Consider the following 25,390-nt stretch of genomic DNA (forward strand, 5'->3'; position numbering starts at 1 on the left):
CGAATGATGTCCGATAACAAACGAGTGGCCCTGGTGACCGGGGCCAGCCGCGGCATTGGCGCGGCCATTGCCCGTCGTCTGGCGGAGCAGGGCCTGCAGGTCGTGGGAACCGCGACCAGCGAATCCGGCGCCCAGCGCATCAGCGAGGCGTTGTCCGAATGGAACGGGCGCGGTATCGCTATGGATGTCACGGACGCCGATTCGGTCGCGACCGGTCTGGCGGGTATCCAGGAGCAGGAAGGACCGGTGGAGGTGCTGGTGAACAATGCCGGCATTACCCGCGACAACCTGTTCATGCGGATGAAGGACGAGGAGTGGGATGCGATCATCAACACGAACCTGTCCTCTGCCGCCCGGCTGACGCAGCGCCTGCTGAAAGGCATGATGAAGCTGCGCCGCGGGCGGATCATTCTGATCGGCTCGGTGGTCGGTTCCGCCGGCAATGCCGGCCAGACGAACTACGCCGCGGCCAAGGCGGGGCTTGCGGGATTCGCCCGCTCGCTGGCGCGCGAGGTGGGCAGCCGGAACATCACCGTCAATACGGTCGCGCCGGGCTTCATCGATACTGATATGACCCGCGAACTCGGGGACGAGACCAAGGAACACCTGCTGGGCCAGATCCCGCTGGGGCGCCTGGGCGCGCCGGATGAGATCGCGGCTGCCGTGGGCTTTCTCGCCTCCGAGGAGGCGGGCTACATCACCGGCGAAACACTGCATGTGAACGGCGGGATGTTCATGCACTGATCAACCCGCGGGGCCCTCGGTCCCGCGCAGGCCCGAGAGGTTCGCGTCTCCCTGGAACGCAGCCGGGCTTTTCTCTAGAATGGCGAACCTTCAAACGAAGCCGCCTCAATTGGAAGGGGATTTCTGAACCATGAGTAGCATTGAAGAACGCGTCAAGAAGATCGTTGTCGAGCAGCTGGGCGTCAAGGAAGAGGACGTCACCAACAGTGCCGCCTTTGTCGACGACCTGGGTGCCGACTCGCTGGACACCGTGGAACTGGTGATGGCGCTCGAAGAAGAGTTCGAGACGGAAATCCCGGACGAGCAGGCGGAGAAGATCACCACCGTGCAGCAGGCGATCGACTACATCAACGAGCACATGAAGGACTGATTGGGCGCCCCCCTGGGCGCTCGAACAGGACGCGGACGGGCCTCTCTGCGAGCAGAGTGGCCCTTCGTCGTTTCGTTGAGCGCGTATTTCAGTCTTTCCGAGGAGAACATCATTGGCTAAGCGACGTGTCGTGATTACCGGACTGGGCATTGTGTCCCCGGTCGGCTCTACCATCGACAAGGCCTGGTCCAACATCAAGGCCGGCAAGAGCGGCATCTCTCCCATCGACGTGTTCGATGCATCGGAGATGCCGGTCAAGATTTCCGGAGCCGTGCGGGACTTCGACGCTAATGACTATGTTCCGACGAAAGACCAGAAGAAGATGGACACGTTCGTCCTCTACGGTCTGGCCGCCGGGATTCAGGCGCTGGACGACTCGGGTCTGGAAGTAACCGAGGAAAACGCGGACCGCATCGGGGTCGCGATTGGGTCCGGCATTGGGGGCCTGCCGTATATCGAACGGTCTTATGCCGCCTATCTCAAGGGCGGTGCTCGCAAGATCTCGCCGTTCTTCGTGCCCAGCGCCATCATCAACATGGTGGCGGGTAATCTCTCCATCATGCGCAACCTGCAGGGCCCGAACATCTCCATCGTGTCGGCCTGCGCGACCGCGACGCACAATATTGGCGATGCGGCTCGGATGATTGCCTATGGCGATGCGGATGCGATGGTGGCCGGCGGAGCCGAGATGGCCACGACGCCACTGGGGATCGGCGGCTTTGCGGCGGCGCGCGCGCTGTCGACCCGGAATGACGACCCCGAGCGGGCCTCGCGCCCCTGGGATCAGGATCGCGACGGCTTTGTGCTCAGCGACGGTGCCGGCGTGATGATGCTCGAGGAATACGAGCACGCCAAGGCGCGCGGGGCTCATATCTACTGCGAGGTCGCCGGTTTTGCCTGGAACGCTGACGCCTACCACATGACGCAGCCGTCTCAAGATGGCGCGGGGGCCGCCAAGTGCATGCTTCGCGCACTGAAAGATGCCGGCGTGAACCCGGAAGAGGTGGGCTACATCAACGCCCACGGTACTTCCACCCCCGCGGGCGACCTGGCCGAGACGCAGGGCCTGAAGAAGGCCTTTGGCGACCACGCCTACAAGTTGCTGGTGAATTCCACCAAATCGATGACCGGGCACCTGCTGGGAGCGGCGGGTGGCATCGAGGGTGTGTTCACGGCACTGGCGCTTCGCGATCAGGTCTCTCCGCCGACAATCAACCTCGAAAACCCGAGTGAAGGCTGCGATCTGGATTATGTGGCCAACGAGGCGCGTGAGATGAACACGAAGGTCGGCCTGTCGAACTCCTTCGGTTTTGGGGGCACGAACGGCACCCTGGTGTTCCGCACCCTCTAGTCCGCCCATATGGCAGTCGAACGCCTGGGGCGCGGGATCGATCTGGCGCCCCTGGCCCGGCGCTTTCCGGAGCGCTATCCCCACCTGCTCGAGTCGGCCCTGATTGGTCAGGCGCCGGCTCGTTACTCCATCCTGTTCGCCTTTCCGGGTGTAACGGTCGATGCCCGAACGGATGACGATCTGTTGGCCGTGCTCGATCAGGACCTGAGCGATTCAAGGGCCTCCTCTGAAATCGAGCCGGGTTATGACCATCTGCCTTTTCTCGGCGGCTGGTTTCTCTATTTAGGGTATGAATGGGCATGGCAGCTGGAACCTGCCCTGGGCCGCTGCCGCGCGGATCCCTGGCTGCCCACCGCCCGGGCCATCCGCTTTCCCGCCGCCATCATTGTGGATCACCACGACGATCAGACCTTTCTGGTGAGCGAGGAGGGGCCCGACCCGCTCGCGGAGATGCGGGCCGATGTCGAGTTGTGCCGGGAGGATGTGCTGGTGCCAGGGGCCTTGCCGGAGCTTGTGATCGACGAGGAGAAGCCCGAGCGCTATCGCGAGGCGGTGAAGCAGGGACTTGAGTACATTCGGGCGGGCGATACCTTTCAGGTGAATCTGTCGCGCGAGTGGAAGGCCACCAGCCCAGAGGCACTCGATGGGGCTTCGTTGTACGCCCGCCTGCGGCGCGCGAATGCAGCACCGTTCGCCGCCTGGTTGCAGTTTCCCGAGGGTCAGGTGATCAGTTCATCGCCCGAACGTCTGGTGTCTGTGGACGGCGGCGAGGTCGAGACGCGGCCGATCGCCGGCACACGCCGCCGGGACGACAATGCGGATAAAGACTCCAGTCTTTTTAGTGAGCTAACGGGCAATATTAAGGAGCGATCTGAGCACGTGATGCTGGTCGACCTTGAACGCAACGATATCGGCCGGGTGGCCTCTGCCGGGAGCGTGCGGGTAGCCGAATTGATGACCGTCGAGAGTTACCGACGGGTCCATCACATCGTCTCGAGTATCGTGGGGCGGTTGAAGCCCGGGACGCGCGCGGGCGATGTGCTCCGAGCCGTGTTTCCGGGCGGGACGATTACCGGGTGTCCCAAGATACGGAGCATGCAGATCATTCAGGAGCTCGAGGATGGCGCGCCCCGGGGGGCGTACACCGGGTCCTGTGGCTATTTGAGCCGGCATGGGCGCATGGATACCAACATCCTGATCCGTACCCTGGTGCTGCGCGGCAACGAACTGCGCTTTCGTGCCGGCGCGGGCATCGTGGCGGACTCGGATCCCGACCGTGAACTCGCCGAGACCCGCCACAAGGCCCATGGTCTGCTGGATGCACTGGAGAACCGGGCGTGATCCTCGTGAACGGCGTCGAGAGCTGTGTGCCGGGCGACGATCGGGGTCTGTTGCTGGGCGACGGTCTCTTCGAGACGATCATGATGGAGGGCGGCCAGCCACGCTTGTGGCCTTATCATGTCGCACGGCTTGAACGGGGACTGAAACGACTCGGCTTTCCGCGCGTTGACGCAGCGCTCCTTCGCGAGGAACTGCAGCAGGTGGCGCCAGAGGGGCAGCGTATGGCGCGCATTACTGTGACCAGGGGGCAGGGGCCCCGGGGTTACGCGCCACCCGAAAATGTGGAGATGACGAGGGTTGTGTCCGCGGGTCCCGTGCTGCGTCAGTCTCGCGGTGCCGAACCGAAGCCACTGCGTATGGGCTGGTCGCGGGTCGCCATGGCGATTCAGCCCGCGCTGGCAGGACTCAAGCACACGAGCCGCCTGGAGCAGGTGGTAATCCGGCAAGGATGGGAGTCCGGCTGGGACGAGTCCGTCGTTTGCGATACGCAGGGGCGGCTGGTGAGCGCCACGCAAGGCAATCTCTGGTGGCGTCAGGGGATGGACCTGTTCACCCCCCCGGTGGACGAGGCCGGGATCGCGGGTACGCGCAGGGCCTGGATATTTGACCATGCGGCTTCCTGTGGCTTCGCCGTGCACGAGCAGAGCGCGGAACCGCAGGCGCTGGATCAGGTGGACGGGCTTTATGTCAGCAATGCGCGCCTGGGATTACACCCAGCCCGCCTGATCGAAACGGACATGCCGGACACGGCGTGGCAGGATGACCCGGTTAGGGTTCTGAGTATGGCGCTCCATGAAGCGGATTAGTGGTCTGATAATCGGAATTGTGCTGGTCGGCGTGATGGCTGGAGGCTGGTGGTTTGGCGATCGCTATCACCAGAATCTCAACCAGCCACTGGCGCTCGACCAGACAGAGCGGTTCCAGCTTGAACGCGGGCAGGGGCTGCGTCAGGTGAGTAAAGAGTTCGAGCGGCGCGGCTGGGTCGAGCAAGCCTGGATGATCGAGCTGTACGGGCGGCGCCAGGGACTGGCACCGCGTTTGCAGGCGGGTGAGTACGCGGTCGACGCGGGTGCGACCCCGCGCAGCCTGCTGCACGCCATGGCGCGTGGCGAGGTCGTCCAGCATCGATTGACTGTCCCGGAAGGCTGGACGGTTGCTCAGGCCCTGCGTGCCTTGCGCCAGCATCCCGAGATCGAAGGGCCAGCGGAATCCGTCGGGGTCGACAACCTGCTGGACGCGCTGGGCCTCGAAGAGCTGGAGCATCCCGAAGGCTGGTTTTTGCCGGACACCTACTTTTTTGGCTCGGGGACCGATGCCCTGGATGTGTTGCGGCGCGCGCACCGCGCGATGGATGCCACCTTGCACTCTGCCTGGGATTCCCGCACCGAGGACCACCCGGTCGAGTCACCGTACGAACTCCTGATCCTGGCCTCGATCATCGAACGCGAGACGGGCCGCGGCGAGGAGCGTGATCGAGTCGCAGGCGTGTTCGTGAACCGGCTCCGCCGCGGGATGCTGCTGCAGACCGATCCGACGCTGCTCTATGTCCAGGAGCCCGGCGTGCAACGGCTCACCCGCGCCGAGCTCCAGCGCGATCACCCCTACAACACCTACACTCGCACCGGGCTGCCACCGACCCCCATCGCCTTGCCGGGACGAGCGGCGATCGAGGCGGCCGCGCAGCCGGCCGAGACGAACGACCTGTTCTTCGTCTCCAGGGGCGACGGCACGCACCACTTCTCCGAGACGTATCGCGAGCATCGCCAGGCCGTCATTCGCTATCAACTCGGCGGCGATGGCAGCCGCTACGGCATCCGGAACCGCCAATGACCACCGACGCATCCAGCAATGCACGCTTCGTGGTACTGGAAGGCATCGAAGGCTCGGGCAAATCCACGCAGCTCGCCACGGTGGTGGAGGCCCTGCGCGCCATGGGCATCGAGCCTGAATGCACGCGTGAGCCGGGGGGTACGGCGCTGGGCGAGCGGTTGCGGGGGTTGCTGCTCGATCCCGACCTTCCCGGTATGTGTCCGGAGGCGGAGCTGCTGTTGATGTTTGCCGCCCGTGCGCAACATCTCGCCTCGGTGATACGGCCTGCACTCGCGGCGGGCCGCTGGGTAGTCAGTGATCGCTTTACCGACGCCAGTTTTGCCTATCAGGGTGCAGGGCGAGGACTGGGGATGGAGCGCGTGGCCCGGCTGGAAGAATGGGTGCAGAGCGATCTGCGGCCCGACCTGGTCCTGTTGCTGGATATCGATCCGGCCACCGGGCTGGAACGCGCCGTGCAGCGGGGTCGACGGGACCGCATCGAGCGCGAGGCGCTGGATTTCTTCGCACGGGTGCGTGAGGCCTACCTGGAGCGGGCCCGCGCCTACCCGGATCGCTACCGGATTATTGATGGGCATGCCGCTCCTGAACAGGTGGCGGAACGGGTTCGTCAGGCGCTGCAAGAGTGGCGCACCAAGATCATGCCCCGGGGCGCCTGATGTCGACCCAGCCACCCTGGCTCGAACCCATCCGCCAGCGGCTCGTGCTGCGCGGGCGGGATGGATGGCTCCCCAGCGGGGTTCTGATCAGCGGGAGCCCCGGGGTGGGCAAGGCCCTGCTGACGACCAGCGTGGTCCAGAGCCTGCTGTGTCAGCGTGTGTCCAGTGATGAACCCGCCTGCGGCGAGTGCAACGCCTGTTGCAGCCTGGAGGGCGGCGTGCACCCGGAGGTACGGTTACTGGAGCCCGCCGAGCCCGGCAAGGATATCCTGGTCGATGCCGTACGCGACGCCACGGAATTCCTCACCCTGAGTGGCTCGGGCGGGGCGCTGCGCGCGCTGATTATCCGTCCGGCCGACGCACTGAACGTCAACGCAGCCAATGCCCTGCTCAAGACGCTGGAAGAACCTCCCGCCGGGGCCACGCTGTTTCTCGAGGCAGCGCGTCCGGCCAGTCTCCCCGCAACCATTCGGAGTCGTTGCCAGCAAGTCGATGTCGCCTGTCCCTCGATAGAACAGGTCCACGAGTGGCTTGCGGCTGAAACCGATCAGTATGAACGAGTCGCGGAGGCTTATGCTGCGAGCCTCAATCGTCCGCTCCTGGCGCGGGAGATCCTGACCGATTCCGCGGCGCTGGAGGCCTGGGAGACCGATCGACAGATCCTGACGGGGCTCCTGAGTGCGGCGGATCTGCATTCCACCGCTGCTGCCCTGCAGCGCAGCGTGCCGGAACGCCTGATCCCTCGCCTGCAGGCCTTGCTGTTGTCGGCGCAGCGCCTGCTACTTGTGGGGCAGCTGGATGCCTTTGGCGAGCAGTTCCCGCGTGAGCGGCTGCTGGACTTCGCACGCGCGCGGGGCGCGCGTCGTCTCGCATGGCTCGCGCAGCAGGCGTTGGAGTGGCAACGCCAGAGTGGCGCAAACCTGAATCCGGCGCTTCGCAGCGAGACCATCGCGCTTGCGCTGGGGCGACGCTGACAGCGAGGCCCCAAAGGGGGGGTGGCGCGCGCCACGCGGGATAGGGGATACTCGCGAGTCCAGACACCGTCACGGGAGGGAACATGGCCGGGCAGGGCATGCTGACCTTGGCAATCAAGGAAAAACCGGCGCTGTACGCCGCGTACATGCCCTTCGTGACCAACGGCGGGCTGTTTATCCCCACGGACAAATCCTACAAGCTCGGGGACCAGGTCTTCCTGCTGTTGTCTCTGCTGGAGGATTCCGACCGCCTGCCGACCCCGTGCACGGTCGTGTGGATCACGCCGCCCAGGGCGCAGGGCAACCGCCTGCGCGGCATTGGCGTGCAGTTCAACAAGTCCGACAAGGGTGTGACGCACCGACGGATCGAGGAACACCTGGGCGGCATGCTCAATTCCGACCGCAAGACCCACACGTTCTGAGCATCCGATCCCTGCGGCCCGTCAGGCCGCGATCCCAAGCGCCTCTTTCACCTGATCCAGGGCACGCCCGATCTGCTGATCCGTCAGGTAGTAGTGGGGCGAGAAGCGGATGCCGCCGCCCCGTACCGCGCACAGGACTCCGCCGGCCTGAAGCCGCGCATAGACGGCGTCGAGATCCGCCGCAGGGGGCCGGAAAGTCAGGATCCCCGCGCGGCGGCCACGCGGCGTAAGCACCTCGCACCCCATCGCCTCCAGGTCCTCGGCCAGGTGGTGCCAGTGGAAGCAGATGTCGTGGTCGATGTTCTCGATCCCGACCTCCAGGAGCAGCGAGAGGCTGGCATGCAGCGCATGGATGCCCAGCATGTTGTGGCTGCCCGGTTCGAAACGGCGTGCCGACGGGGCCGGGGTCAGGCTCGGATTCGCGAAGTCGCCGGCGTGCGCCAGCATGTTCCACCCGTACTCCTGTAACCGGAGCTGGTCGCGAACCTCCGGATTGACGTAGAAGATCCCGATCCCCTCCGGTGCCAGCATCCACTTGTGGCCATCCGCCATCACAAAGTCCGCGTGGCAACCCGGGGCGTCGAAGGGCAGCGCCCCCAAGTGCTGGATCGCGTCGACACAGAACAGGATCCCGCGGGCGCGCAGCTCTGCCCCGAGTGCCTGGATATCCACGCGGATGCCCGAATCATAGCGCACCGCGCTGGTCGCGACCAGCCGTGTCCGGCGATCGCAGGCAGCCAGCAGGTCGCGTTCGGGTTCATCACCCACCTTGACCTCGCGTACCTCAATGCCAAACCGCTCACCCGCCGCGTGCCAGACGACCCGGTTGGACGGGAACTCCCCAGCGGGAAAGACAATGTTCTCCCCCTCCGACCACGGCAGGCCGAAGGCCACCATCGACAGCGCTTCCGAGGTGTTCTTGACGAAGGCGATATCCGCCGCGTCGCGGGCCCCGATCAGGGCGCGTGCCAGCTCGCGCGTCGCATCCACCTGCTTGAGCCATCGGCCATAGTCCTTCGAGCCCTGGCGTACGTTCTCGCGCGCGAACTCGCAAACGGCCTCTTCCGTACGCCTCGGCCAGGCGCCGACCGCCGCGTGGTTCAGATGGATGATGTCCTGCTGCGGAAATTCGGGATGCATGGGATCCTCCTGGCCGGCAGAAAAGGGTACATCAGAAGAGGGGGCCGGCTGAATCCCGGGGCGCATGCGCGATGCCTTGTCCGGTCAGGGACCCCCTGCTACTTTCCGCCCATCGAAAACTGGCCCCTCCGGTGCGTTTCCGGCGGCTAGGGGCCCACAGCGCCAAAGAGTTCACCGCATGGATAACGAACAGCTCAAACGCCGGGACCTGCGTGCCCTATGGCACCCCTGTACCCAGATGAAGGATTACGGAGAGGAGGGGACCTTGCCCCTGCTCCCGATTCAGCGCGGGGAGGGCGTCTGGTTGTACGACTTCGACGGCAATCGGTACCTCGATGCCATCAGCTCCTGGTGGGTCAACCTGTTCGGCCATGCAAACCCGCGAATCAATGCCGCGGTGCGCGACCAGCTGGACCAGCTCGAGCACGTGATCCTTGCGGGCTGTACGCATGAACCCGTCGTGGAGCTGTGTGAGCGGCTGATCGACCTCACCCCCGATGGACTCGACCGGGTCTTCCTGGCAGACAACGGCAGTGCCGGCGTGGAGGTCGCGCTCAAGATGAGCTTCCACTACTGGCTGAACAGTGGCCGGAGCGAAAAGACCCGGTTCATACGACTGTCGAACAGCTACCACGGGGAGACCCTGGGCGCACTTTCCGTCAGCGATGTCCCGCTCTACAGCGCCACCTACAAGCCCCTGATGCTGGATGTCATCACCGTACCGGCTCCGGACTGCTACGAGCGCGAGCCCGGGGAGACCTGTGCCGATGTGGCCCGGCGCCAGTTCATCCAGATGGAGGCCGCACTCGCGGAACACGCGGATGAAGTCTGTGCGGTCATCGTGGAGCCCTTGGTGCAGTGCGCAGGGCACATGCGTATGTACGACCCTGAATATCTGCGCCTGCTTCGTGCTGCATGTGACCGTTATGGCGTTCACCTGATCGCAGACGAGATCGCGGTGGGCTTTGGGCGCACGGGCACCATGTTCGCCTGCGAGCAGGGGCCGGTCATCCCGGATTTTATGTGCCTTTCCAAGGGGCTGACAGGCGGTTACCTGCCCATGGCAGCTGTGCTGACGTCGGAGCAAATCTACCGCGCCTTTTATGATGACTATGAGAAACTCAATATGTTTCTCCACTCGCACTCTTACACGGGTAATCCTTTAGCGTGTCGTGCTGCCCTGGCCACGCTCGACATTTTTACTACAGAACCCGTTCTTGAGCGGAACCAGGGGCTGGCCTCCCACATCTCCAAACGTCTTGCTCCGCTTATGGATCACCCCCATGTTTCCGACGTGCGACAACACGGCATGATTGCGGCGGTTGAACTCGTACAAGACAAGGCCTCCCGTACCCCTTACCCCTGGCAGGAACGTCGAGGCCTGGAAATCTACCGGTATGCCCTTGGTCGAGGTGCGCTTTTGCGTCCGTTGGGCAATGTCTCGTACCTCATGCCGCCCTACGTAATCACGGAGGATGAGATCGACTTCCTTGTCGAGGTGATGACCGAGGGTATCGACCGCGCCACACATCGGCCTTAACGCCGTTTAATCACTTTGTGTGCCCGTTGGATGAGTTTCATCGCGCTGTGCTTGACGGACCTTCGGACCTGTGTCTATATACTTTCTAAAAGTGCGCATACGCAGTTGGTACTAGGCCCATCGGAAGGGCACCCGAGGTAAGTCTGAAAAATCTAATCGGTTGACTCGGACCCGCCTCGTCTTTCCAATATCAATGGTTCAAATGTGGAGAGCAGGTGACGTCATGAACGATTCAAACGATGATTCACAAGTACTGATTGTAACGTCGGCATCCCCCCAGTCGGCCCTTTTTATCGAGTACGTTTCCGAGAAAACCAAATGTTCGGTAACGGGACTAGAACCTGGGTCCCCAAAGGTCGCCCAGACGCTCAGGGATTACAGCCTTGCCCTGTTTGACGCCAGTTCCCTTGACGAGCGTGACATTGGGCATGTTCAGCAGGCCGTCGCGGACGGGGCAAAAACGGTGTTTGCCGGATTCAATATTCCCAACGAGGACGAGGCACTCCGGCTCCTCGATGTGCTGTACCTGCAGGGCATTTTTTACAAGACCGATCAGCTGGACCTGTTGTGCAAGGGGATCCTGTGCCTGCTGAACGGTGACTTCTGGATGTCCCGGCACCTGATGACACGGCTGGTGCGGCTGTATCGTCAGCAGCGCACCAACACCTATCGGCCCGCCTGTGGCTTGACTCAGCGCGAGCTGGAGATTCTGGCCATGCTGGGTTCAGGCGAGACGAACATGAATATCGCGAAGCAGCTGTTCATCAGTGAACACACGGTCAAGTCCCACCTGTACAACATCTTCCGCAAGATCGAGGTCAAAAACCGCACGCAGGCGATCAACTGGGCCAAGGATCATCTGGGCGCTCCGCCACCCCAGGTGATGTGGCGTCGCCGTCGTGCCGAGGCGCGCGCCGTCTAACGCGCGCTGGCCCCTGGGCGGGGCGATAGGGGTGAGGGCGGCTGCAATTGCCGAACCGTCCTCACCAAACGGGTGCAATGCCCGAAGCTGATGTGCCTGCGCCATCAGTCACACCGGGAGCTTAGGACGAACGACTGGCGTAGCTCGCGATCCTCGGTCGAGTCGCACCCACATGGCTCATACTTCTCGCTTGATAACGACCGACAAAGCTCTCCCGGAAAACCACCCGTTATTCTGATGCCTGCTGCCAATCCGACCGCCATACTGCAGTTGGATTAACGGTCGGAGGCCGCCTCATTCCTGCAATTGCCGCAAGGGGCACTCAAGCCTGCCTGGCGGCGATGCCGGAACTTGCACCGACCCGACGCCCGCGATCGGCCAGACATCCTGATCCGTCGTGTTCCTGGCGATCCCTGCCGGATTGCCCCTGGCTGGAGGTGTTCACGCGATGTCGACATCGCCCAACGAATCGCGTATCGGCCTGCAAGCCTCCGGGCCCGAGGGTACTGCGTATTCCATTACATGCACGGTCACCCGAATCCACGACGTCGAGGAAGTGGAATTCGAAGGCGTCGTGCCACTGGAAGTGGAATTTGAAGGGATCGGAGTGGATTGCAGGGTCGTACAACTCAGTGGGCCGGGATATCTGGACCTGGTCCTGACGAAGAATGGGCATGTCACGCGTTCGCGTTGCCATGGTCTGAACAGCACAATGAATCTGCGAATCCGGTGACAGGGGCTCTTGGTTAACGCCACCCATTACGACGCATAATACATATTATGTTAAGTCTGGGATCGGTGAGGGTCAGCTTTCTGTTCTAGCCCGCCTGCTCCCCTGGCCGAAAACGACGATCGTTCCCGGTCCTGCGCCTCAGGACAGCGTCTCGATCACGTGCGTAAGTACATCCTTCGCCCGCGTCATCCCTTGATCCAGGTTGCGGCCGATCTCGTCCATGGTGATCTCGCCCTCGGCACGACCGGCCGCCCAGTTGGCGATCACGGCACAGCAGGCGTAGTTCAGCTCCAGTTCGCGCGCCAGCGCCGTCTCCGGCATGCCGGTCATTCCCACCAGGTCGCAGCCATCACGCGCCATGCGGTCGATCTCGGCCGCCGTCTCCAGCCGCGGGCCCTGGGTGGCCCCATACGTCCCTCGGTCCGTAGCCTCGATGCACAGGTCATCAATCGCGTTCAGCAGCGTCTCCCGCACGCCCTGGTTGTAAGGCCAGGTCATGTCGATATGGGTGACCTCTTCGAGGTCACCGCCCTCGAAAAAGGTGTTGGCGCGTGACCAGGTGTAATCGATGATCTGATCGGGAATCGCGATCATGCCCGGCTTCATCGATTCGGTAATGCCGCCCACGGCGGCCACCGCAATCACGTTGTCGACCCCGGCATGCTTCAGGGCCCAGATGTTGGCCCGGTAGTTCACCTGGTGCGGCGGGATAGTGTGACGTGCGCCATGGCGCGGCAGAAACACGATTTCCGTGTCATTCAGCCGCCCGAAGACCAGCGGCCCCGACGGTTCGCCATACGGGGTATGCATGACCTGCCTGCGGGTAATCTCCAGCGACTTCAGCTGGGTCAGTCCGGTGCCGCCGATCACGGCAAGACGGGGTGTCGACATATGGCGGGTATCCCTAGTGGTTCGCGACGGCAAAGATGCCGGGTGCGTTGCGGAGGTAATCCTGGTAATCCATCCCGTAGCCAAACACGTACCGATTCGGCACCTCCAGGGCCGCAAAATCGACGGTAATGGCCGGATCGCGTTCCGGGTTGGCCTTGTCCACCAGCACCACGGAATAAACTTTCTCGGCGCCCTGCTCTTCGCAGAAAGCCTGGATGCCTTCCAGGGTAATGCCACCGTCGAGGATGTCATCCACGATCACTACGGTGCGCCCCTGGATCGGAGTCTGGGGGCGCGCCAGCCAGTGCAGCTGCTCCCCTCCCCGCGTGCCGCCGCGATAGCGCGTGGCGTGCAGATAGTCGACCTGCATTGGAAACGACCAGCGAGTCAGCAGCCCGCCCATCAGGACGACCCCGCCATTCATCACGCCCAGAACCAGGGGGTTACGGTCCTTGAGCGCCTGCGCCGAGCGTTCGGCCAGGCGGTCGATCGCGGTCTCGACTGCATCGCGGCTATAGAGGCAGTCGGCATCTCGGAGCGTTGCACGGGCCTGTTCCGGGCTCATCAAGGGTCCTGCGGTGGGGGGTGGAGGAAGGATGTTGGCCGAGCGTCTGGCAGACGGCAAGGTCTGGGTCCGGTATGCGCGGGCCCTACAGGGCCCTTAAACGCAACCGGCCGGCACAAGGGCCGGCCGGATGGCAAAGCTACGGACGTGTGGACCCTTAGTAGGTAAAGGTCACGGTGTCGTCGTCCATGGCTTCGGAAATCACGTAGGCGCCGCCCACGGTTTCTTCGATTTCCGGGATCAGGTCGTTGCCCCACAGATCCAGAGTCGGGGTGCAGACCTTCATCACCACGCCGGCTTCGTGGGCGTCCTTCATGAAATCGTAGACGCTCTTGCTGGAGCCTTCCTGGACAAACAGGTTTTCGGCAACGCCCTTCTTGGCCAGCTCGCCGGCACGGCCGGTCATGACGACTTCAACGTCATATTCCATCGCGGCGGCCACGGTGGCCTGGAAGAACGGGGCACCCAGTTCAGACGGGTTGCTCGGATCGGTATTAACCATGACGATCAGGAGCTTGTCGGCCATTTTTGATCTCCAACTTCAGTGGTGAGTGTGAATATTAACAGCTGCTCAAGCGCAAACCGGTGGCGCATTATAGGCGCGCGAGCGCCTGTGCGCCAATGAGTGACTCCCCCGCCGCGGAACGGGGTTTCAGGCCGTCGCTGCCTGACGGGCCGCGAGCCAGTGATGCAGCTGAGCGCGAAGGGCGTGAATTCGCCTGGGTTCATGCGCAGTGGACTGTGCGCGCAATGCCTCGACTCTTCGCAATGCCTGGGCATCGAGCGGCTGTCCCTCCTGCGCCTCGAGGATGGCGTCGGCCTGCTCGGGCTGGTTGCAGATCAGCACCATGTCGCAGCCTGCCGCACGCGCTGCCGCGGCCCGTTCGGCCGGGCTGCCGATGGCCTCGGCGCCGGCCATGGCCAGATCATCGCTGAGGATTGCCCCGCGGAACCGAAGTTCGCGGCGCAGGATGTCCTGTAGCCAGATCCGCGAAAATCCGGCGGGCTGGTCATCCACCTGTGGGTACAGGACGTGCGCGGGCATCACGGCATCGAGATCGCCCAGCACCGGGCGAAAGGCCGCGATGTCATCGGCCTCGATCTCGGCCAGCGGGCGGTCATCTACCGGGAGCGCGAGATGGGAATCCGCCTGGACAGCCCCGTGTCCGGGGAAATGCTTGCCCACACTGGCCATGCCGCCGGCCGCGAGCCCGCGAATCAGCTCGCCTGCCAGGCGTGCGATGACATCGGGATCATGGTGGAACGCACGATCCCCAATCACCTCGCTGACGTCGATGTCCCGGTCCAGTACAGGCGTGAAACTGAAATCGATTCCCACCTCGCGCAGTTCCAGCGCCAGCAATTCCCCGGTCGCATGGGCCAGCTCACAGGCCTTGTTGCGATCGTAATCATCGACATGCCCCAGCTCGCGCATGGGCGGGAGCGCGGTGAAACCGTCTCGCAGACGCTGTACGCGCCCACCCTCCTGATCCACCGCGATCAGGATGCCGGGTCGCTCCGCGCGTATCGCATCGGTGAGTGCCCTCACCTGCTCGGGCGTACCGGCGTTGCGGGCAAAGAGGATGACGCCGCCTGTCGCCGGGTGGCGCAGGCGTTCACGGTCTTCCGGGGTCAGTTCCAGGCCTGTCACATCGAGCATGACCGGCCCCAGGGGCAGGGATACGGGAGAAGCCATTGAACCTGTACTCAACTGGCGCTCGTGACCCGAGCAATCTTTTTAGGATAGCGAGGCTTCCGGGCGGAACGCGAGTGCTTTGAGCTTCTCGATGCGGTCACGGATCCGCGCGGCCTCCTCGAACTCCAGGTCGCGGGCCTTCTGGAACATCTCCTGTTCCAGCTTCTCGATCTCCTTGGCGGCCTGCTCCGGGGCGTCGATGTAGTCGGGCGCATCCTCGGCCACCTTCTTCTGGCCACGACGCCGCCCGGAGCCTGGCGTAGCGTTGCGGGCCTCGAGTATGTCGGCGACATTCTTGCGGATGCCCTGCGGGGTGATGCCGTGCGCCTTGTTATGGGCGATCTGCTTCTCCCGCCGGCGCTCGGTCTCGTCGATCGCCCTCTGCATCGATCCGGTCACCTTGTCGGCGTACAGGATCGCCTTGCCGTTCACGTTGCGCGCGGCACGCCCGATGGTCTGAATCAGCGAGCGATCGGAGCGCAGGAAGCCCTCCTTGTCGGCGTCCAGGATCGCCACCAGCGAGACCTCGGGCATGTCGAGGCCCTCGCGTAGCAGGTTGATCCCCACCAGCACATCGAACTCGCCCAGGCGCAGGTCGCGGATGATCTCCATACGCTCGACGGTGTCGATATCCGAATGCAGATAGCGCACCCGCACGCCGTGTTCCGAAAGATAGTCAGTCAGGTCCTCGGCCATGCGCTTGGTCAGCGTCGTGATCAATACACGCTCGTCGCGCTCCACCCGGTCGCGCACCTCGGACAGACAGTCGTCGACCTGGCTGCCCGCCGGGCGCACCTCGAGAATCGGGTCCAGTAGCCCCGTGGGCCGGACGACCTGATCGACGATGGCCCCGGCATGCTCGCGCTCGTACGGCCCCGGTGTGGCGGACACGTAGATGGTCTGCGGCTGCAGGGCCTCGAATTCCTCGAAGCGCAGCGGGCGGTTATCCAGTGCCGAAGGCAGTCGGAAACCGTATTCCACCAGCGTCTCCTTGCGCGAGCGGTCGCCCTTGTACATCCCGCCCACCTGGGGCACCGACACATGCGACTCGTCGACCACCAGCAGCGCGTCCTTCGGCAGGTAGTCGAAGAAGGTGGGCGGCGGCTCGCCCGGTGCCCGGCCGGAGAGATAACGCGAGTAGTTCTCGATGCCGTTGCAGTAACCGATCTCGAGGATCATCTCCAGGTCGAACAGCGTGCGCTGCTCCAGGCGTTGCGCCTCGACCAGGCGATCCTCCTTGCGCAGGAAATCCAGACGCTCCTTGAGTTCGTCGCGGATATGGTCCACCGCCTCCAGCAGTGTCTCGCGCGGGGTCACGTAGTGCGTCTTCGGGTAGATGGTCAGGCGCGGGACGGTGCGCAGCTGCTCGCCGGTCAGCGGATCGAAGTACGACAGCCGCTCGATCTCGTCGTCGAACAACTCGATGCGCACGGCCTCGATTTCGGATTCGGCGGGATGGATGTCGATGACCTCCCCACGTACCCGGTAGGTGGCGCGCCGCAGCTCGGTGTCGTTGCGGGTGTACTGCAGCTCTGCCAGACGCCGCAGCAGGTCGCGCTGGTCAATGCGATCCCCGCGCTGGAGGTGGAGCACCATCGACAGGTACTTGCGCGGATCGCCGAGGCCGTAGATGGCGGAGACCGAGGCCACGATGATCGCATCCCGGCGCTCCAGCAGGGCGCGCGTCGCGGACAGTCGCATCTGCTCGATGTGGTCGTTGATCGAGGCATCCTTCTCGATGTAGGTGTCCGAGGACGGGACGTAGGCCTCCGGCTGGTAGTAGTCGTAGTACGAGACGAAGTACTCCACCGCGTTGTTCGGGAAGAACTCCTTGAACTCGCCATACAGCTGCGCGGCCAGGGTCTTGTTCGGCGCCAGGATGATAGTCGGGCGTTGCAGGTTCTCGACGACGTTGGCGATCGTGAAGGTCTTGCCCGACCCCGTCACACCCAGCAGGACCTGATGCGCCAGCCCCGCCTCGATGCCATCGATCAGCGCGCGGATCGCCGCGGGCTGGTCGCCGGCAGGCTGATACTGCGATACCACCTTGAATTGTTCGCCTTCATCTGGCTGCACGCCTTATCCTCCGCGCCTGATTTCAGTATTATTTCGCCACTTGCGGCCGGTTATGCATTCGCGCCCGGCCGCCCACCCCGCCCAACCCGCATGAGGCCCGCCTTGGATATCGAGCTCTCCGATCGCGTTCAGCGCATCCAGCCCTCCCCCACCCTGGCCGTCAGCGCGCTGGCCGCGCAGCTGCGGGCCGAGGGCCGCGATATCGTCGGTCTGGGGGCCGGCGAGCCGGATTTCGATACCCCGGAGCATATCAAGCAGGCGGCCATCGACGCCCTTGCCCGCGGGGAAACCAAGTACACTCCAGTGGATGGTACGCAGGGCCTGAAAGACGCCATCATCCGCAAGTTTGATCGCGACAACGGGCTTACGTTCGAGCGTGACCAGATCCTGGTCTCCTCTGGTGGCAAGCAGAGCATCTTCAACCTCTGCCAGGCCCTGCTGAACCCGGGCGACGAGGTGGTGATCCCGGCGCCCTACTGGGTCTCCTACCCCGACATCGCACTTCTGGCCGGTGCGCGGCCCGTAGTGGTCAGCGCCACCCAGGAGGCGGGATTCCGGATTACGGGCGAGCAACTCGCGGCGGCGATCACGCCGAACACCCGCCTGGTGTTCATCAACAGCCCGTCCAACCCCACTGGAGCGGCCTACTCGGCCGACGAGTTGAAGGCCCTGGCCGACGTGCTGCGCGAACACCCCCGGGTGGTGATCGCCACCGACGACATGTACGAACACATCCGCTTCGGCTCCACGCCGTTTGTGAACATCGTGAATGTGGCTCCGGATCTGCTCGAGCGCACCGTCGTGCTCAATGGCGTGTCCAAGGCCTACGCGATGACCGGCTGGCGTATCGGTTATGCCGGTGGACCGAAGAATCTGATCGCGGCGATGAAAAAGATTCAGTCGCAGAGCACCTCCAACCCCACCTCGATTGCGCAGGCCGGAGCGCAGGCCGCGCTGGATGGCGATCAGGGCTGCGTGATCGCCATGTGTTCCGCGTTCGCCGAACGGGCGCGGCACGTGGTCGACGGCCTGAATGCGATCGACGGCATCGACTGCCTGATGCCCGACGGCACCTTCTACTGCTTTCCACGGGTCACCGGCCTGATGCAGGCGGCCGACATCGACACCGATGTCGCCCTCACCAAGCAATTGCTGGACGAAGTCGGAGTCGCCCTGGTGCCCGGCAGTGCATTCGGCGCCCCGGGTCATGTGCGCGTCTCGTTCGCCACCAGCGTCGACATGCTCGACAAGGCACTGGACCGGCTCAGGCAATTCGCCTCGACCCACCGCTGAAGCAATAATTGAAGCTTGACGGGGTGGCCGCCCCCCATTAGGATCTGCGGCCAATTCCCCGGTAGCTCAGTCGGTAGAGCGGGTGACTGTTAATCACTAGGTCGGCGGTTCGAGCCCGTCCCGGGGAGCCAGATAAAGAGAAAGGGCCAGGTCTGCGCTGCAGCCTGGCCCTTTTTTATGCAGCCTTCGTCCGGTTCAGTCCGGCTCGTGTTCGATGGGGTCCAGCGACTGCAGATAGGCCGCGATTGCCCGGCGGTCGTCACTGGTCAGGTAGGACGTTCCGTGCTCGATCACGTCGGCCATGCTGCTCCCGGCAAAATCGCCGTCACGGGTGATACCCATCTCCAGGTAGCGGGCGATATGACGCGCGCCCCATCGGCCGATGCCGGTTTCCCGGTCCGGCGTGATATTCGGTGCGACGTCGCCATCCGGCATGCGCGCCCCTGCCCCCAGACGCTCGAGATCCAGCCCGCCCGTCCGGGTGCGCGGGGTATGGCATTCCATGCAGTGCCCCAGGGCCTGAGTCAGATAGGCGCCACGGTTCCACTCCTCGGACTCGTCAGGATTTGCCTCGAACTCGCCGGGCTCGAAGTGCAACCACTTCCATACACTGAGTGATGGCCGAAAGCGCACGAACCAGTCCAGATCGTGCGGGGTATTCTCGCGGGCGACGGACTCGACCTCGGACTGCAGATAGGCCCATAACGCCTCCACGTCCTCGTCCGTCATCTTCGTATATGCGGTGTACGGAAATGCCGGGTAGTAATGGGTCCCGTTCGGGCTGCGCCCTTCCCTCAGGGCCTTCTTGAAGTCGCCCTCCGACCAGCCGCCGATGCCGTGCTCTTCGTCCGGGGTGATGTTCGGGCCGTAGAACACGCCGAACGGGCTTTCGATCGGCCGACCACCGGCCAGGAAGTCACCCTCCTCCGCGGTGTGACAGGTCACACACCCGCCGGCGCGCAAGACGTATTCACCGTAGGCAATACGTTCGTCCTCTCCGGCCTGGGGGTCCTCTTCACCGATCTCCACCTCCGCCTGTGCGACGGAACTCCATGCAAAGGCCGCAATGGCCAGGGCCGGCAGCCAGGCGGCCGGCCCTGTGCGCCTTGTTGTCACCGCCACCGATCAGTCGCGGCGGAAGTCGTCGTGGCAAGCCTGGCAGGACTGCCCCAGGTTACGGAAGCGAATCGGGAGTTCGTCGTCGTCACCGGCTTCAACCGCGGCATGCAATGCCTCGGCCGCATCCTTGGTGTCCTGAGAGAGCTCCTTGAACCGGTCCCAGTCGTCCCAGATCTCCTCTTTGGCATCGGTATCGGGGAAGTCACTGCCTTCAGGGAACAGTGCCGGGATGTCCGCGGTTAGATCCACCAGATGTCTGGTGTGCATCTCGAGGTTGTCGCCGAATTCGGCGCCGTCGACAACGACTGCGGCGATAGACCCGACGTTGCCGCCGATGGACCGCATCACGCCCTGACGGTAATCAATGGTTGCCTCGTGCTCGTCAAAGGCATGCACGGAATGCACAGCGCCCAGGCCCAGCGCGAGGGTTCCGGCAACGGAAGCCGCAGTCAGAAAACGAAGGGGTTTTTTCATGGGTTGTCCTCCCTGTTCAAGGAACATCGAAAGTGCCGCGCGACCGCTGCGGCCTGCCAAGTACAGCCTTCAATATAGATGTCCAGGTGGCGTGCGCGCCATCCGCGTCTTCACGTCCCGCTCACGCCGGCCTCTCGACATTGACCCCATAAACTAACGGGTGTTCCCCGAGACATCCTTCGCGCCTGTCGCGATACAATCCGGCTTCCATCTATCCCCCTGGATTCCGATGCCTGCCACCGATGAACTGGCCCTGCGCCAAGCGATTATCGACACCGCGCTCGAGACCAATCGCCGTGGCCTGAACCAGGGCACCTCGGGCAACGTCAGCGCGCGTCTGGGCGACGGCATGCTGATTACCCCGTCCGGCGTGCCCTATGAAGCCCTGCGTCCGGAGGACCTGGTCTCCGTCGATGCACAGGGACGCTGGCCGGATCACCAGAAGCCTTCCAGCGAGTGGCATTTTCATCGGGCGATCCTCCAGGCGCGCCCGGAGTTGAACGCCGTGGTGCATGTCCACTCGATCTATGCCAGCGTGGTCGCGATTCAGGGTCGTGATATCCCCGCCCTGCACTATATGGTGGCGGCGGCCGGGGGCAATTCGATCCGTTGTGCCCCCTATGCCACGTTCGGCACGGAGCAGCTGTCAGGCAACGCGGTGGAGGCCCTGCAGGATCGACTCGCGTGCCTGCTGGCCAACCACGGCATGATTGCGACGGGGCCGGATCTCGCGCGGGCCTTGTGGCTGACCCAAGAGGTCGAACTGCTCGCGCAGCAGTATGTGCTGAGCCTGCAAATTGGCGGCCCGCAGCTGCTCGGCGATGATGAAATGGCGCGCGTGCTGGAAAAATTCCGAGACTACGGGCCGTCCCGGCGCGCGCAGGACAGCTGAACTACAACCCGCCCAGCGGGCTCGCGGACTCCGGGGCGCCCATCGGCGCAAATTCGTTCAGGTGGCGCGTCTGCTGATAGTGCGCCAGGGCCCAGGCGACCGACGGAAATGCGAGCTCCCCGGGCAGATCATTGAAGTCGAACAGCGCGACCTCTTCCGATTCCGGTCCGGGAGCGACATCGTCGCCCAGCAGCTCGGCACGGTAGATCATCTGCACCTGACCGATATGCGGCAGACTGTAGACCGCGAGCAGGCGATCGATACGCAGCCGGGCGCGCGCCTCCTCCCAGGCCTCTCGCTCGGCGCCCTGCTCGGTCGACTCGCCGAGCTCCATGTATCCTGCGGGCAGCGTCCAGTGACCCTTGCGCGGCTCGATCGCCCGGCGGCACAACAGGACCCGCCCTTCCCATGTGGCGACGACGCCCACCACAATCCGCGGGTTCTCGTAGTCCACGAAGCCACAGTGACTGCAGATCTTGCGTTCGCGGTCATCATTTTCGGGCACGGCCCGGTGAAATTCGGGGCGGGGGATGCTGACGTCACGGGACATGGTATACGTTCGCTTTGCGGGTTCAGGACCACGCGCCGGAACGCGAGACCCGGGCGATGGTCTTTTCTGAGAGACACTGTCAATGCAGCACAATTAATGCACCAAACGCCGCCAGGGGGCAGCGATGACACAGGGAACACGCTTCACCGTGGGTGAACTGGTCCACCATACCAAGTTCGGCTACCGCGGTGTGATCGTCGAGGTCGACCCGGTCTACTCCGGCTCGGACGAATGGTACGAAACCGTGGCCAGGAGCCGTCCCCCCAAGGACCGGCCGTGGTACCACGTGCTGGTGGACGGGTACTCGCACAGCACGTATGTGGCCGAACGCCACCTGGAACCCGACACCTCCGGCCAGCAGATCGACCATCCGGCACTGGGCCAGTTCTTCGATCACTTCCTCAATGGGCGCTACTGCCGGGGAAGCAATTCTCGCACCCACTAGTCCGCCCTCTCCCGGGCCGGACAACGGACAGGACGACTCGATGACCCAGGACAATCGACGCAGCCGCGTCGTCACCGAAGGGCCACGCCGCACCCCCAACCGCGCCATGCTCAGGGCCGTGGGCTTCGGTGACGACGACTTCCAGCGCCCCATCGTTGGCATTGCCAACGCCCACAGCACCATCACTCCCTGCAACATGGGGATCGGGGCACTGGCCAAACGTGCGGAATCGGCCGTACGAGCCTCGGGCGGCATGCCGCAGACCTTCGGCACCATCACCATCTCTGACGGCATTTCGATGGGCACCCCGGGCATGAAGTACTCCCTGGTGTCGCGCGAGGTGATCGCCGATGCGATCGAGACGGTCGTCAACGGCCAGAGTCTGGACGGGCTGCTGGCCACCGGCGGCTGCGACAAGAACATGCCCGGCGCCATGATGGCGATCGCCCGGCTTAACGTGCCCGCGATCTTCGTCTACGGAGGCACGATCAAGCCGGGACGCTACAAGGACCAGGACCTGACGATCGTCAGTGCGTTCGAGGCCGTCGGACAGCATGGGGCGGGAAAGCTGTCGGATGAAGACCTGGCCGGCGTGGAGCGCAATGCCTGCCCGGGAGCCGGCTCCTGTGGCGGCATGTTCACAGCCAATACCATGTCCAGCGCCTTCGAGGCGATGGGCATGAGTCTGCCGGGCTCGTCGACCCAGGCGGCCGAGGACCCGGAAAAGGCCGACTCCGCCGCCCGTTCCGCCGAGGTCCTCCTGGAGGCGATCCATGCCGACCGCAAGCCGCGCGACATCCTCACGCGCGAGGCCTTCGAGAACGCCCTGGCCGTGGTTATGGCCGTCGGGGGATCGACCAATGCCGTGCTCCACCTGCTCGCCATTGCCCACTGTGCCAACGTGCCGTTAGCTCTGGATGACGTAGAACGGATCCGCCGGAAAACCCCGGTACTGTGCGATCTGAAGCCCTCCGGTCGACACGTGACCACGGAATTCCATGCGGTGGGGGGCACACCGCAGGTCATGAAGATCCTGCTGAACGCCGGTCTTCTGCACAGGCACTGCCTGACCATTACCGGCCAGACCCTAAGCGAGGTCCTCGCAGACATCCCTGATGCACCACCATCGAACCAGACCATCATCCGCCCGCTGGATGCCCCCCTGTACCCGCAGGGGCACCTGGCGATCCTTAAGGGCAATCTGGCGCCGGAAGGCAGCGTGGCCAAGATCACCGGGCTCAAGTCCACTTCGATTCGCGGGCCCGCGCGCGTATTCGAATCCGAGGAGGAATGCCTGGACGCCATCCTGGCGGGTGGTATTCAGGCTGGAGACGTCATCGTGGTCCGTCACGAGGGTCCTCGTGGGGGGCCCGGTATGCGCGAGATGCTCGCCCCCACGGCAGCGATCATCGGCGCGGGTCTCGGCGACTCCGTTGCGTTGATTACCGACGGACGCTTCTCCGGAGGCACCTACGGTCTCGTCGTCGGACATGTCGCGCCCGAGGCGGCGCAAGGTGGGCCCATTGCCCTGGTGCGCGAGGGCGACATCATCGAGGTCGATGCCGACCGTAATCGTCTCGCGCTCGAGGTACCAGAGGACGAACTGGCGCGTCGCCGCAGTGCCTGGCAGGCACCCCCGCCGCGCTTTGATCGAGGTGTGCTCGGGAAGTACAGCCGTCAGGTCGGATCCGCCAGTCGCGGCGCGGTCACCGACGACTTTCGCTGATCCCGGCCCCGATGACGCACCCGGACCCGCGCCACCCCGATTTCAGCATGATGCCACCGGTGATCGGCTTTTTGCTGATCACCAACGTGGCGCTCTTTCTTGCCCTGCCCTGGCTGGGCGACTGGCTGATGACCCATTTCGCTCTGTGGCCCATCGGAACGCCTTCGATGATCCTCCAGGACGGGCAATGGCTACGTGTGCCGGACTTCCAGCTCTGGCAGCTGTTGACCTACGGGTTCCTGCACGGAGGCCTCGTTCACCTCTCGGTGAACATGTTTGCCGTCTGGATGCTGGGAGTGCAGATCGAGAACGCCTGGGGTTCCAGGACCTTCGCCCTGTACTTCCTCATCTGCGTGATCGGCGCAGGGCTGGTACAGCTTATGGTCACCGCCTATGGCGACAATGGGATGGTCTATCCCACTGTTGGGGCATCCGGCGGCGTGTTCGGGGTCTTGCTGGCGTTCGGGATGATGTTCCCCAACCAGCGGCTTTATCTGTTCTTCCTGCCGATCCCCATCAAGGCAAAGTACTTCGTCATCGCCTACGGCGCCCTGGAACTCTACCTGGGGATCTCGGGCACCCTCGCCGGTATTGCGCATTTCGCGCATCTGGGCGGGATGGCGTTCGGCTTCCTCGCCATCCAGTACTGGCGCGGAAGGCTTCCGATACGTCCGCGTCAGCGGAGGTTCTGGTGGTGAGGCTTCAGGAGGTGCTGGCGCGGGATTTCAGATAGGCGCCAAAGTCGTCCTTCAGCTCCGGGTGCATCAACGCGAACTCCACGGTCGCCTCCAGATAGCCCAGCTTGCTTCCACAGTCGAAGCGGCGACCTTCGAAATTAAGGGCAGTTACACGCTCTTCCTGAAGTAACTTGGCAATTGCGTCGGTCAGCTGGATTTCGCCCCCAGCACCGGGCTCCTGCTCCGCCAGCAGCTCGAAGATGCGCGGGGTCAGGACATAGCGGCCCACGACCGCCACATTGGAGGGTGCGTCCGCCGGCTGCGGCTTCTCCACAATCCCGCGTACGTCCCAGGTGCGCGGGCCCGTTTGCACCGGATCAATGATGCCGTACTGATGGGTGCGGTCCGCCGGCACCTCTTCCACGCCCAGCACGCTGCATCCATGCTGGTTAAAGGCCTCAACCATCTGCTTCGTGGCACCGCCCTGCTCTTCTTCGATCAGGTCATCGGCCAGGATCACCGCAAAGGGCTCGTTGCGTACCACCGGCCGCGCGCAGGCTACCGCATGTCCCAGACCCAGTGCCTCGGCCTGACGCACGTACACACAGGTCACGTTGGACGGCACGATATTGCGCACCTTCTCCAGCATCTCCGTCTTGCCGCGTTCTTCCAGCTCCGTTTCAAGCTCGTAGGCCTTGTCGAAGTGATCGGGGATGGAACGCTTGTTGCGACCGGTCACGAACACCAGGGTCTCGATACCCGCACGCACGGCCTCCTCGGCCGCGTACTGAATAAGCGGCTTGTCGACAATGGGGAGCATCTCTTTGGGGTTGGCCTTGGTGGCCGGAAGAAAGCGGGTGCCCATGCCCGCGACAGGAAAAACAGCGGTACGGATCGGTGGCGTATTCGGGTTCATCCTGACTCCAGGTGGGAAAAGACGACGGGGATCGGCCCCGTCGTCCT

Annotated in this window: 27 protein-coding genes and 1 tRNA gene; 18 read left to right on the plus strand and 10 right to left on the minus strand. The window is 63.9% G+C overall.

Annotation, left to right across the window (positions count from 1 at the left end; translation table 11 throughout):
- Positions 1–6 precede the first annotated feature (6 nt).
- From fabG to F466_RS0108770, 9 genes are all read left to right on the plus strand, one after another.
- A complete protein-coding gene (gene fabG, locus F466_RS0108730; protein ID WP_026182229.1) occupies positions 7–744 on the plus strand; it encodes a 3-oxoacyl-ACP reductase FabG in 738 nt (245 codons plus the stop codon).
- A 130-nt stretch (positions 745–874) separates the two neighbouring features.
- Positions 875–1,114, plus strand: coding sequence for an acyl carrier protein (gene acpP / locus F466_RS0108735; RefSeq protein ID WP_012982657.1), 240 nt, complete (start codon positions 875–877; stop codon positions 1,112–1,114).
- Positions 1,115–1,244: 130 nt separating this feature from the next.
- On the plus strand, positions 1,245–2,465 hold the full coding sequence (gene fabF, locus F466_RS0108740; protein WP_018139421.1) for a beta-ketoacyl-ACP synthase II: 1,221 nt from the start codon (positions 1,245–1,247) through the stop codon (positions 2,463–2,465).
- 9 nt (positions 2,466–2,474) lie between these two features.
- Entirely contained in the window at positions 2,475–3,806 is a 1,332-nt protein-coding gene (locus tag F466_RS0108745; RefSeq protein WP_018993906.1) for an aminodeoxychorismate synthase component I, read from the plus strand.
- Positions 3,803–4,612, plus strand: coding sequence for an aminodeoxychorismate lyase (gene pabC, locus F466_RS0108750; RefSeq protein WP_018993907.1), 810 nt, complete (start codon positions 3,803–3,805; stop codon positions 4,610–4,612). Before F466_RS0108745 ends, pabC begins: the two co-directional genes overlap by 4 nt.
- Positions 4,599–5,636: an endolytic transglycosylase MltG gene (gene mltG / locus F466_RS0108755; RefSeq protein ID WP_026296438.1), complete on the plus strand. Its 1,038-nt coding sequence runs from the start codon at positions 4,599–4,601 to the stop codon at positions 5,634–5,636. Before pabC ends, mltG begins: the two co-directional genes overlap by 14 nt.
- A complete protein-coding gene (tmk, locus tag F466_RS0108760; protein WP_018993909.1) occupies positions 5,633–6,292 on the plus strand; it encodes a dTMP kinase in 660 nt (219 codons plus the stop codon). Before mltG ends, tmk begins: the two co-directional genes overlap by 4 nt.
- The gene (locus tag F466_RS0108765; RefSeq protein WP_018993910.1) at positions 6,259–7,266 is read left to right on the plus strand and encodes a hypothetical protein; all 1,008 of its coding nucleotides are present in this window, start codon (positions 6,259–6,261) and stop codon (positions 7,264–7,266) included. Before tmk ends, F466_RS0108765 begins: the two co-directional genes overlap by 34 nt.
- Positions 7,267–7,349: 83 nt before the next feature.
- Positions 7,350–7,688, plus strand: a complete 339-nt coding sequence (locus F466_RS0108770; RefSeq protein ID WP_018139427.1) for a PilZ domain-containing protein — start codon at positions 7,350–7,352, stop codon at positions 7,686–7,688.
- A gap of 21 nt (positions 7,689–7,709) precedes the next feature.
- On the opposite strand, the gene F466_RS0108775 is transcribed toward F466_RS0108770, so the two are convergent.
- The gene (locus F466_RS0108775) at positions 7,710–8,828 is read right to left on the minus strand and encodes an aminotransferase class V-fold PLP-dependent enzyme (protein ID WP_018993911.1); all 1,119 of its coding nucleotides are present in this window, start codon (positions 8,826–8,828) and stop codon (positions 7,710–7,712) included.
- A 178-nt stretch (positions 8,829–9,006) separates the two neighbouring features.
- Here F466_RS0108775 and F466_RS0108780 point away from each other — a divergent pair, with 178 nt between their 5' ends.
- The 3 genes from F466_RS0108780 (at position 9,007) to F466_RS13800 (ending at position 12,023) form a co-directional block, all read left to right on the plus strand.
- Entirely contained in the window at positions 9,007–10,368 is a 1,362-nt protein-coding gene (locus F466_RS0108780; RefSeq protein ID WP_018993912.1) for an adenosylmethionine--8-amino-7-oxononanoate transaminase, read from the plus strand.
- A gap of 223 nt (positions 10,369–10,591) precedes the next feature.
- Positions 10,592–11,290 (plus strand): LuxR C-terminal-related transcriptional regulator, encoded by a 699-nt coding sequence (locus F466_RS13795; RefSeq protein ID WP_038082667.1) that lies wholly within the window; start codon positions 10,592–10,594, stop codon positions 11,288–11,290.
- A 448-nt stretch (positions 11,291–11,738) separates the two neighbouring features.
- Positions 11,739–12,023 carry a hypothetical protein gene (locus F466_RS13800; RefSeq protein ID WP_018139431.1) on the plus strand — a complete coding sequence of 95 codons (285 nt, stop codon included), beginning with the start codon at positions 11,739–11,741 and terminating at the stop codon, positions 12,021–12,023.
- A gap of 138 nt (positions 12,024–12,161) precedes the next feature.
- On the opposite strand, the gene F466_RS0108795 is transcribed toward F466_RS13800, so the two are convergent.
- From F466_RS0108795 to uvrB, 5 genes are all read right to left on the minus strand, one after another.
- A complete protein-coding gene (locus tag F466_RS0108795; RefSeq protein ID WP_018993914.1) occupies positions 12,162–12,914 on the minus strand; it encodes an S-methyl-5'-thioinosine phosphorylase in 753 nt (250 codons plus the stop codon).
- A gap of 13 nt (positions 12,915–12,927) precedes the next feature.
- Positions 12,928–13,479 carry a hypoxanthine-guanine phosphoribosyltransferase gene (locus F466_RS0108800; protein ID WP_018139279.1) on the minus strand — a complete coding sequence of 184 codons (552 nt, stop codon included), beginning with the start codon at positions 13,477–13,479 and terminating at the stop codon, positions 12,928–12,930.
- Positions 13,480–13,636: 157 nt separating this feature from the next.
- A complete protein-coding gene (locus tag F466_RS0108805) occupies positions 13,637–14,005 on the minus strand; it encodes a DsrE family protein (RefSeq protein WP_012982643.1) in 369 nt (122 codons plus the stop codon).
- A 126-nt stretch (positions 14,006–14,131) separates the two neighbouring features.
- The gene (gene nagZ, locus F466_RS0108810) at positions 14,132–15,139 is read right to left on the minus strand and encodes a beta-N-acetylhexosaminidase (protein WP_018649503.1); all 1,008 of its coding nucleotides are present in this window, start codon (positions 15,137–15,139) and stop codon (positions 14,132–14,134) included.
- A 78-nt stretch (positions 15,140–15,217) separates the two neighbouring features.
- Positions 15,218–17,251: an excinuclease ABC subunit UvrB gene (uvrB, locus tag F466_RS0108815; protein ID WP_018174347.1), complete on the minus strand. Its 2,034-nt coding sequence runs from the start codon at positions 17,249–17,251 to the stop codon at positions 15,218–15,220.
- Positions 17,252–17,353: 102 nt separating this feature from the next.
- Between uvrB and F466_RS0108820 the strand changes: the two genes are divergently transcribed.
- Both F466_RS0108820 and F466_RS0108825 read left to right on the plus strand, forming a co-directional pair.
- Entirely contained in the window at positions 17,354–18,544 is a 1,191-nt protein-coding gene (locus F466_RS0108820; RefSeq protein WP_018139276.1) for a pyridoxal phosphate-dependent aminotransferase, read from the plus strand.
- 55 nt (positions 18,545–18,599) lie between these two features.
- Positions 18,600–18,675 (plus strand) — tRNA-Asn (locus F466_RS0108825).
- A gap of 64 nt (positions 18,676–18,739) precedes the next feature.
- On the opposite strand, the gene F466_RS0108830 is transcribed toward F466_RS0108825, so the two are convergent.
- Both F466_RS0108830 and F466_RS0108835 read right to left on the minus strand, forming a co-directional pair.
- Positions 18,740–19,666, minus strand: coding sequence for a cytochrome c (locus tag F466_RS0108830; RefSeq protein ID WP_026296439.1), 927 nt, complete (start codon positions 19,664–19,666; stop codon positions 18,740–18,742).
- 3 nt (positions 19,667–19,669) lie between these two features.
- Entirely contained in the window at positions 19,670–20,137 is a 468-nt protein-coding gene (locus F466_RS0108835) for a cytochrome c (protein ID WP_012982624.1), read from the minus strand.
- A gap of 229 nt (positions 20,138–20,366) precedes the next feature.
- Between F466_RS0108835 and F466_RS0108840 the strand changes: the two genes are divergently transcribed.
- Positions 20,367–21,029, plus strand: a complete 663-nt coding sequence (locus tag F466_RS0108840; RefSeq protein WP_018993916.1) for an L-fuculose-phosphate aldolase — start codon at positions 20,367–20,369, stop codon at positions 21,027–21,029.
- Between the two features lies 1 nt (position 21,030).
- On the opposite strand, the gene F466_RS0108845 is transcribed toward F466_RS0108840, so the two are convergent.
- Positions 21,031–21,579 (minus strand): NUDIX domain-containing protein, encoded by a 549-nt coding sequence (locus tag F466_RS0108845; RefSeq protein WP_018993917.1) that lies wholly within the window; start codon positions 21,577–21,579, stop codon positions 21,031–21,033.
- Positions 21,580–21,703: 124 nt separating this feature from the next.
- Between F466_RS0108845 and hspQ the strand changes: the two genes are divergently transcribed.
- The 3 genes from hspQ to F466_RS0108860 are packed head-to-tail and all read left to right on the plus strand — an operon-like array spanning position 21,704 to position 24,448.
- Positions 21,704–22,024 (plus strand): heat shock protein HspQ, encoded by a 321-nt coding sequence (gene hspQ / locus F466_RS0108850; protein ID WP_012982621.1) that lies wholly within the window; start codon positions 21,704–21,706, stop codon positions 22,022–22,024.
- 40 nt (positions 22,025–22,064) lie between these two features.
- Positions 22,065–23,750 (plus strand): dihydroxy-acid dehydratase, encoded by a 1,686-nt coding sequence (gene ilvD, locus F466_RS0108855; RefSeq protein ID WP_018993918.1) that lies wholly within the window; start codon positions 22,065–22,067, stop codon positions 23,748–23,750.
- An 11-nt stretch (positions 23,751–23,761) separates the two neighbouring features.
- On the plus strand, positions 23,762–24,448 hold the full coding sequence (locus F466_RS0108860) for a rhomboid family intramembrane serine protease (RefSeq protein WP_012982619.1): 687 nt from the start codon (positions 23,762–23,764) through the stop codon (positions 24,446–24,448).
- A 4-nt stretch (positions 24,449–24,452) separates the two neighbouring features.
- Here the strand turns inward: F466_RS0108860 and galU are convergent, their stop codons facing one another.
- Entirely contained in the window at positions 24,453–25,343 is an 891-nt protein-coding gene (galU, locus tag F466_RS0108865; RefSeq protein ID WP_018993919.1) for a UTP--glucose-1-phosphate uridylyltransferase GalU, read from the minus strand.
- Positions 25,344–25,390: the final 47 nt, after the last annotated feature.

The sequence above is a fragment of the Thioalkalivibrio sp. ALgr1 genome (assembly GCF_000378285.1).
GTDB lineage: Bacteria > Pseudomonadota > Gammaproteobacteria > Ectothiorhodospirales > Ectothiorhodospiraceae > Thioalkalivibrio.

What these genes read in the sequence shown, in the direction of transcription:
- F466_RS0108860 (WP_012982619.1), top strand. Translation starts at nt 23,762, where the DNA reads ATGACGCACCCGGACCCGCGCCACCCCGATTTCAGCATGATGCCACCG.
- nagZ (WP_018649503.1), bottom strand. Translation starts at nt 15,139, where the DNA reads ATGCTCGATGTGACAGGCCTGGAACTGACCCCGGAAGACCGTGAACGC.
- F466_RS0108770 (WP_018139427.1), top strand. Translation starts at nt 7,350, where the DNA reads ATGGCCGGGCAGGGCATGCTGACCTTGGCAATCAAGGAAAAACCGGCG.
- F466_RS13800 (WP_018139431.1), top strand. Translation starts at nt 11,739, where the DNA reads ATGTCGACATCGCCCAACGAATCGCGTATCGGCCTGCAAGCCTCCGGG.
- ilvD (WP_018993918.1), top strand. Translation starts at nt 22,065, where the DNA reads ATGACCCAGGACAATCGACGCAGCCGCGTCGTCACCGAAGGGCCACGC.
- F466_RS0108780 (WP_018993912.1), top strand. Translation starts at nt 9,007, where the DNA reads ATGGATAACGAACAGCTCAAACGCCGGGACCTGCGTGCCCTATGGCAC.
- F466_RS0108800 (WP_018139279.1), bottom strand. Translation starts at nt 13,479, where the DNA reads ATGAGCCCGGAACAGGCCCGTGCAACGCTCCGAGATGCCGACTGCCTC.
- galU (WP_018993919.1), bottom strand. Translation starts at nt 25,343, where the DNA reads ATGAACCCGAATACGCCACCGATCCGTACCGCTGTTTTTCCTGTCGCG.
- F466_RS0108775 (WP_018993911.1), bottom strand. Translation starts at nt 8,828, where the DNA reads ATGCATCCCGAATTTCCGCAGCAGGACATCATCCATCTGAACCACGCG.
- F466_RS0108835 (WP_012982624.1), bottom strand. Translation starts at nt 20,137, where the DNA reads ATGAAAAAACCCCTTCGTTTTCTGACTGCGGCTTCCGTTGCCGGAACC.
- F466_RS13795 (WP_038082667.1), top strand. Translation starts at nt 10,592, where the DNA reads ATGAACGATTCAAACGATGATTCACAAGTACTGATTGTAACGTCGGCA.
- mltG (WP_026296438.1), top strand. Translation starts at nt 4,599, where the DNA reads ATGAAGCGGATTAGTGGTCTGATAATCGGAATTGTGCTGGTCGGCGTG.
- hspQ (WP_012982621.1), top strand. Translation starts at nt 21,704, where the DNA reads ATGACACAGGGAACACGCTTCACCGTGGGTGAACTGGTCCACCATACC.
- F466_RS0108840 (WP_018993916.1), top strand. Translation starts at nt 20,367, where the DNA reads ATGCCTGCCACCGATGAACTGGCCCTGCGCCAAGCGATTATCGACACC.
- acpP (WP_012982657.1), top strand. Translation starts at nt 875, where the DNA reads ATGAGTAGCATTGAAGAACGCGTCAAGAAGATCGTTGTCGAGCAGCTG.
- F466_RS0108805 (WP_012982643.1), bottom strand. Translation starts at nt 14,005, where the DNA reads ATGGCCGACAAGCTCCTGATCGTCATGGTTAATACCGATCCGAGCAAC.
- F466_RS0108795 (WP_018993914.1), bottom strand. Translation starts at nt 12,914, where the DNA reads ATGTCGACACCCCGTCTTGCCGTGATCGGCGGCACCGGACTGACCCAG.
- fabG (WP_026182229.1), top strand. Translation starts at nt 7, where the DNA reads ATGTCCGATAACAAACGAGTGGCCCTGGTGACCGGGGCCAGCCGCGGC.
- F466_RS0108845 (WP_018993917.1), bottom strand. Translation starts at nt 21,579, where the DNA reads ATGTCCCGTGACGTCAGCATCCCCCGCCCCGAATTTCACCGGGCCGTG.
- F466_RS0108745 (WP_018993906.1), top strand. Translation starts at nt 2,475, where the DNA reads ATGGCAGTCGAACGCCTGGGGCGCGGGATCGATCTGGCGCCCCTGGCC.
- tmk (WP_018993909.1), top strand. Translation starts at nt 5,633, where the DNA reads ATGACCACCGACGCATCCAGCAATGCACGCTTCGTGGTACTGGAAGGC.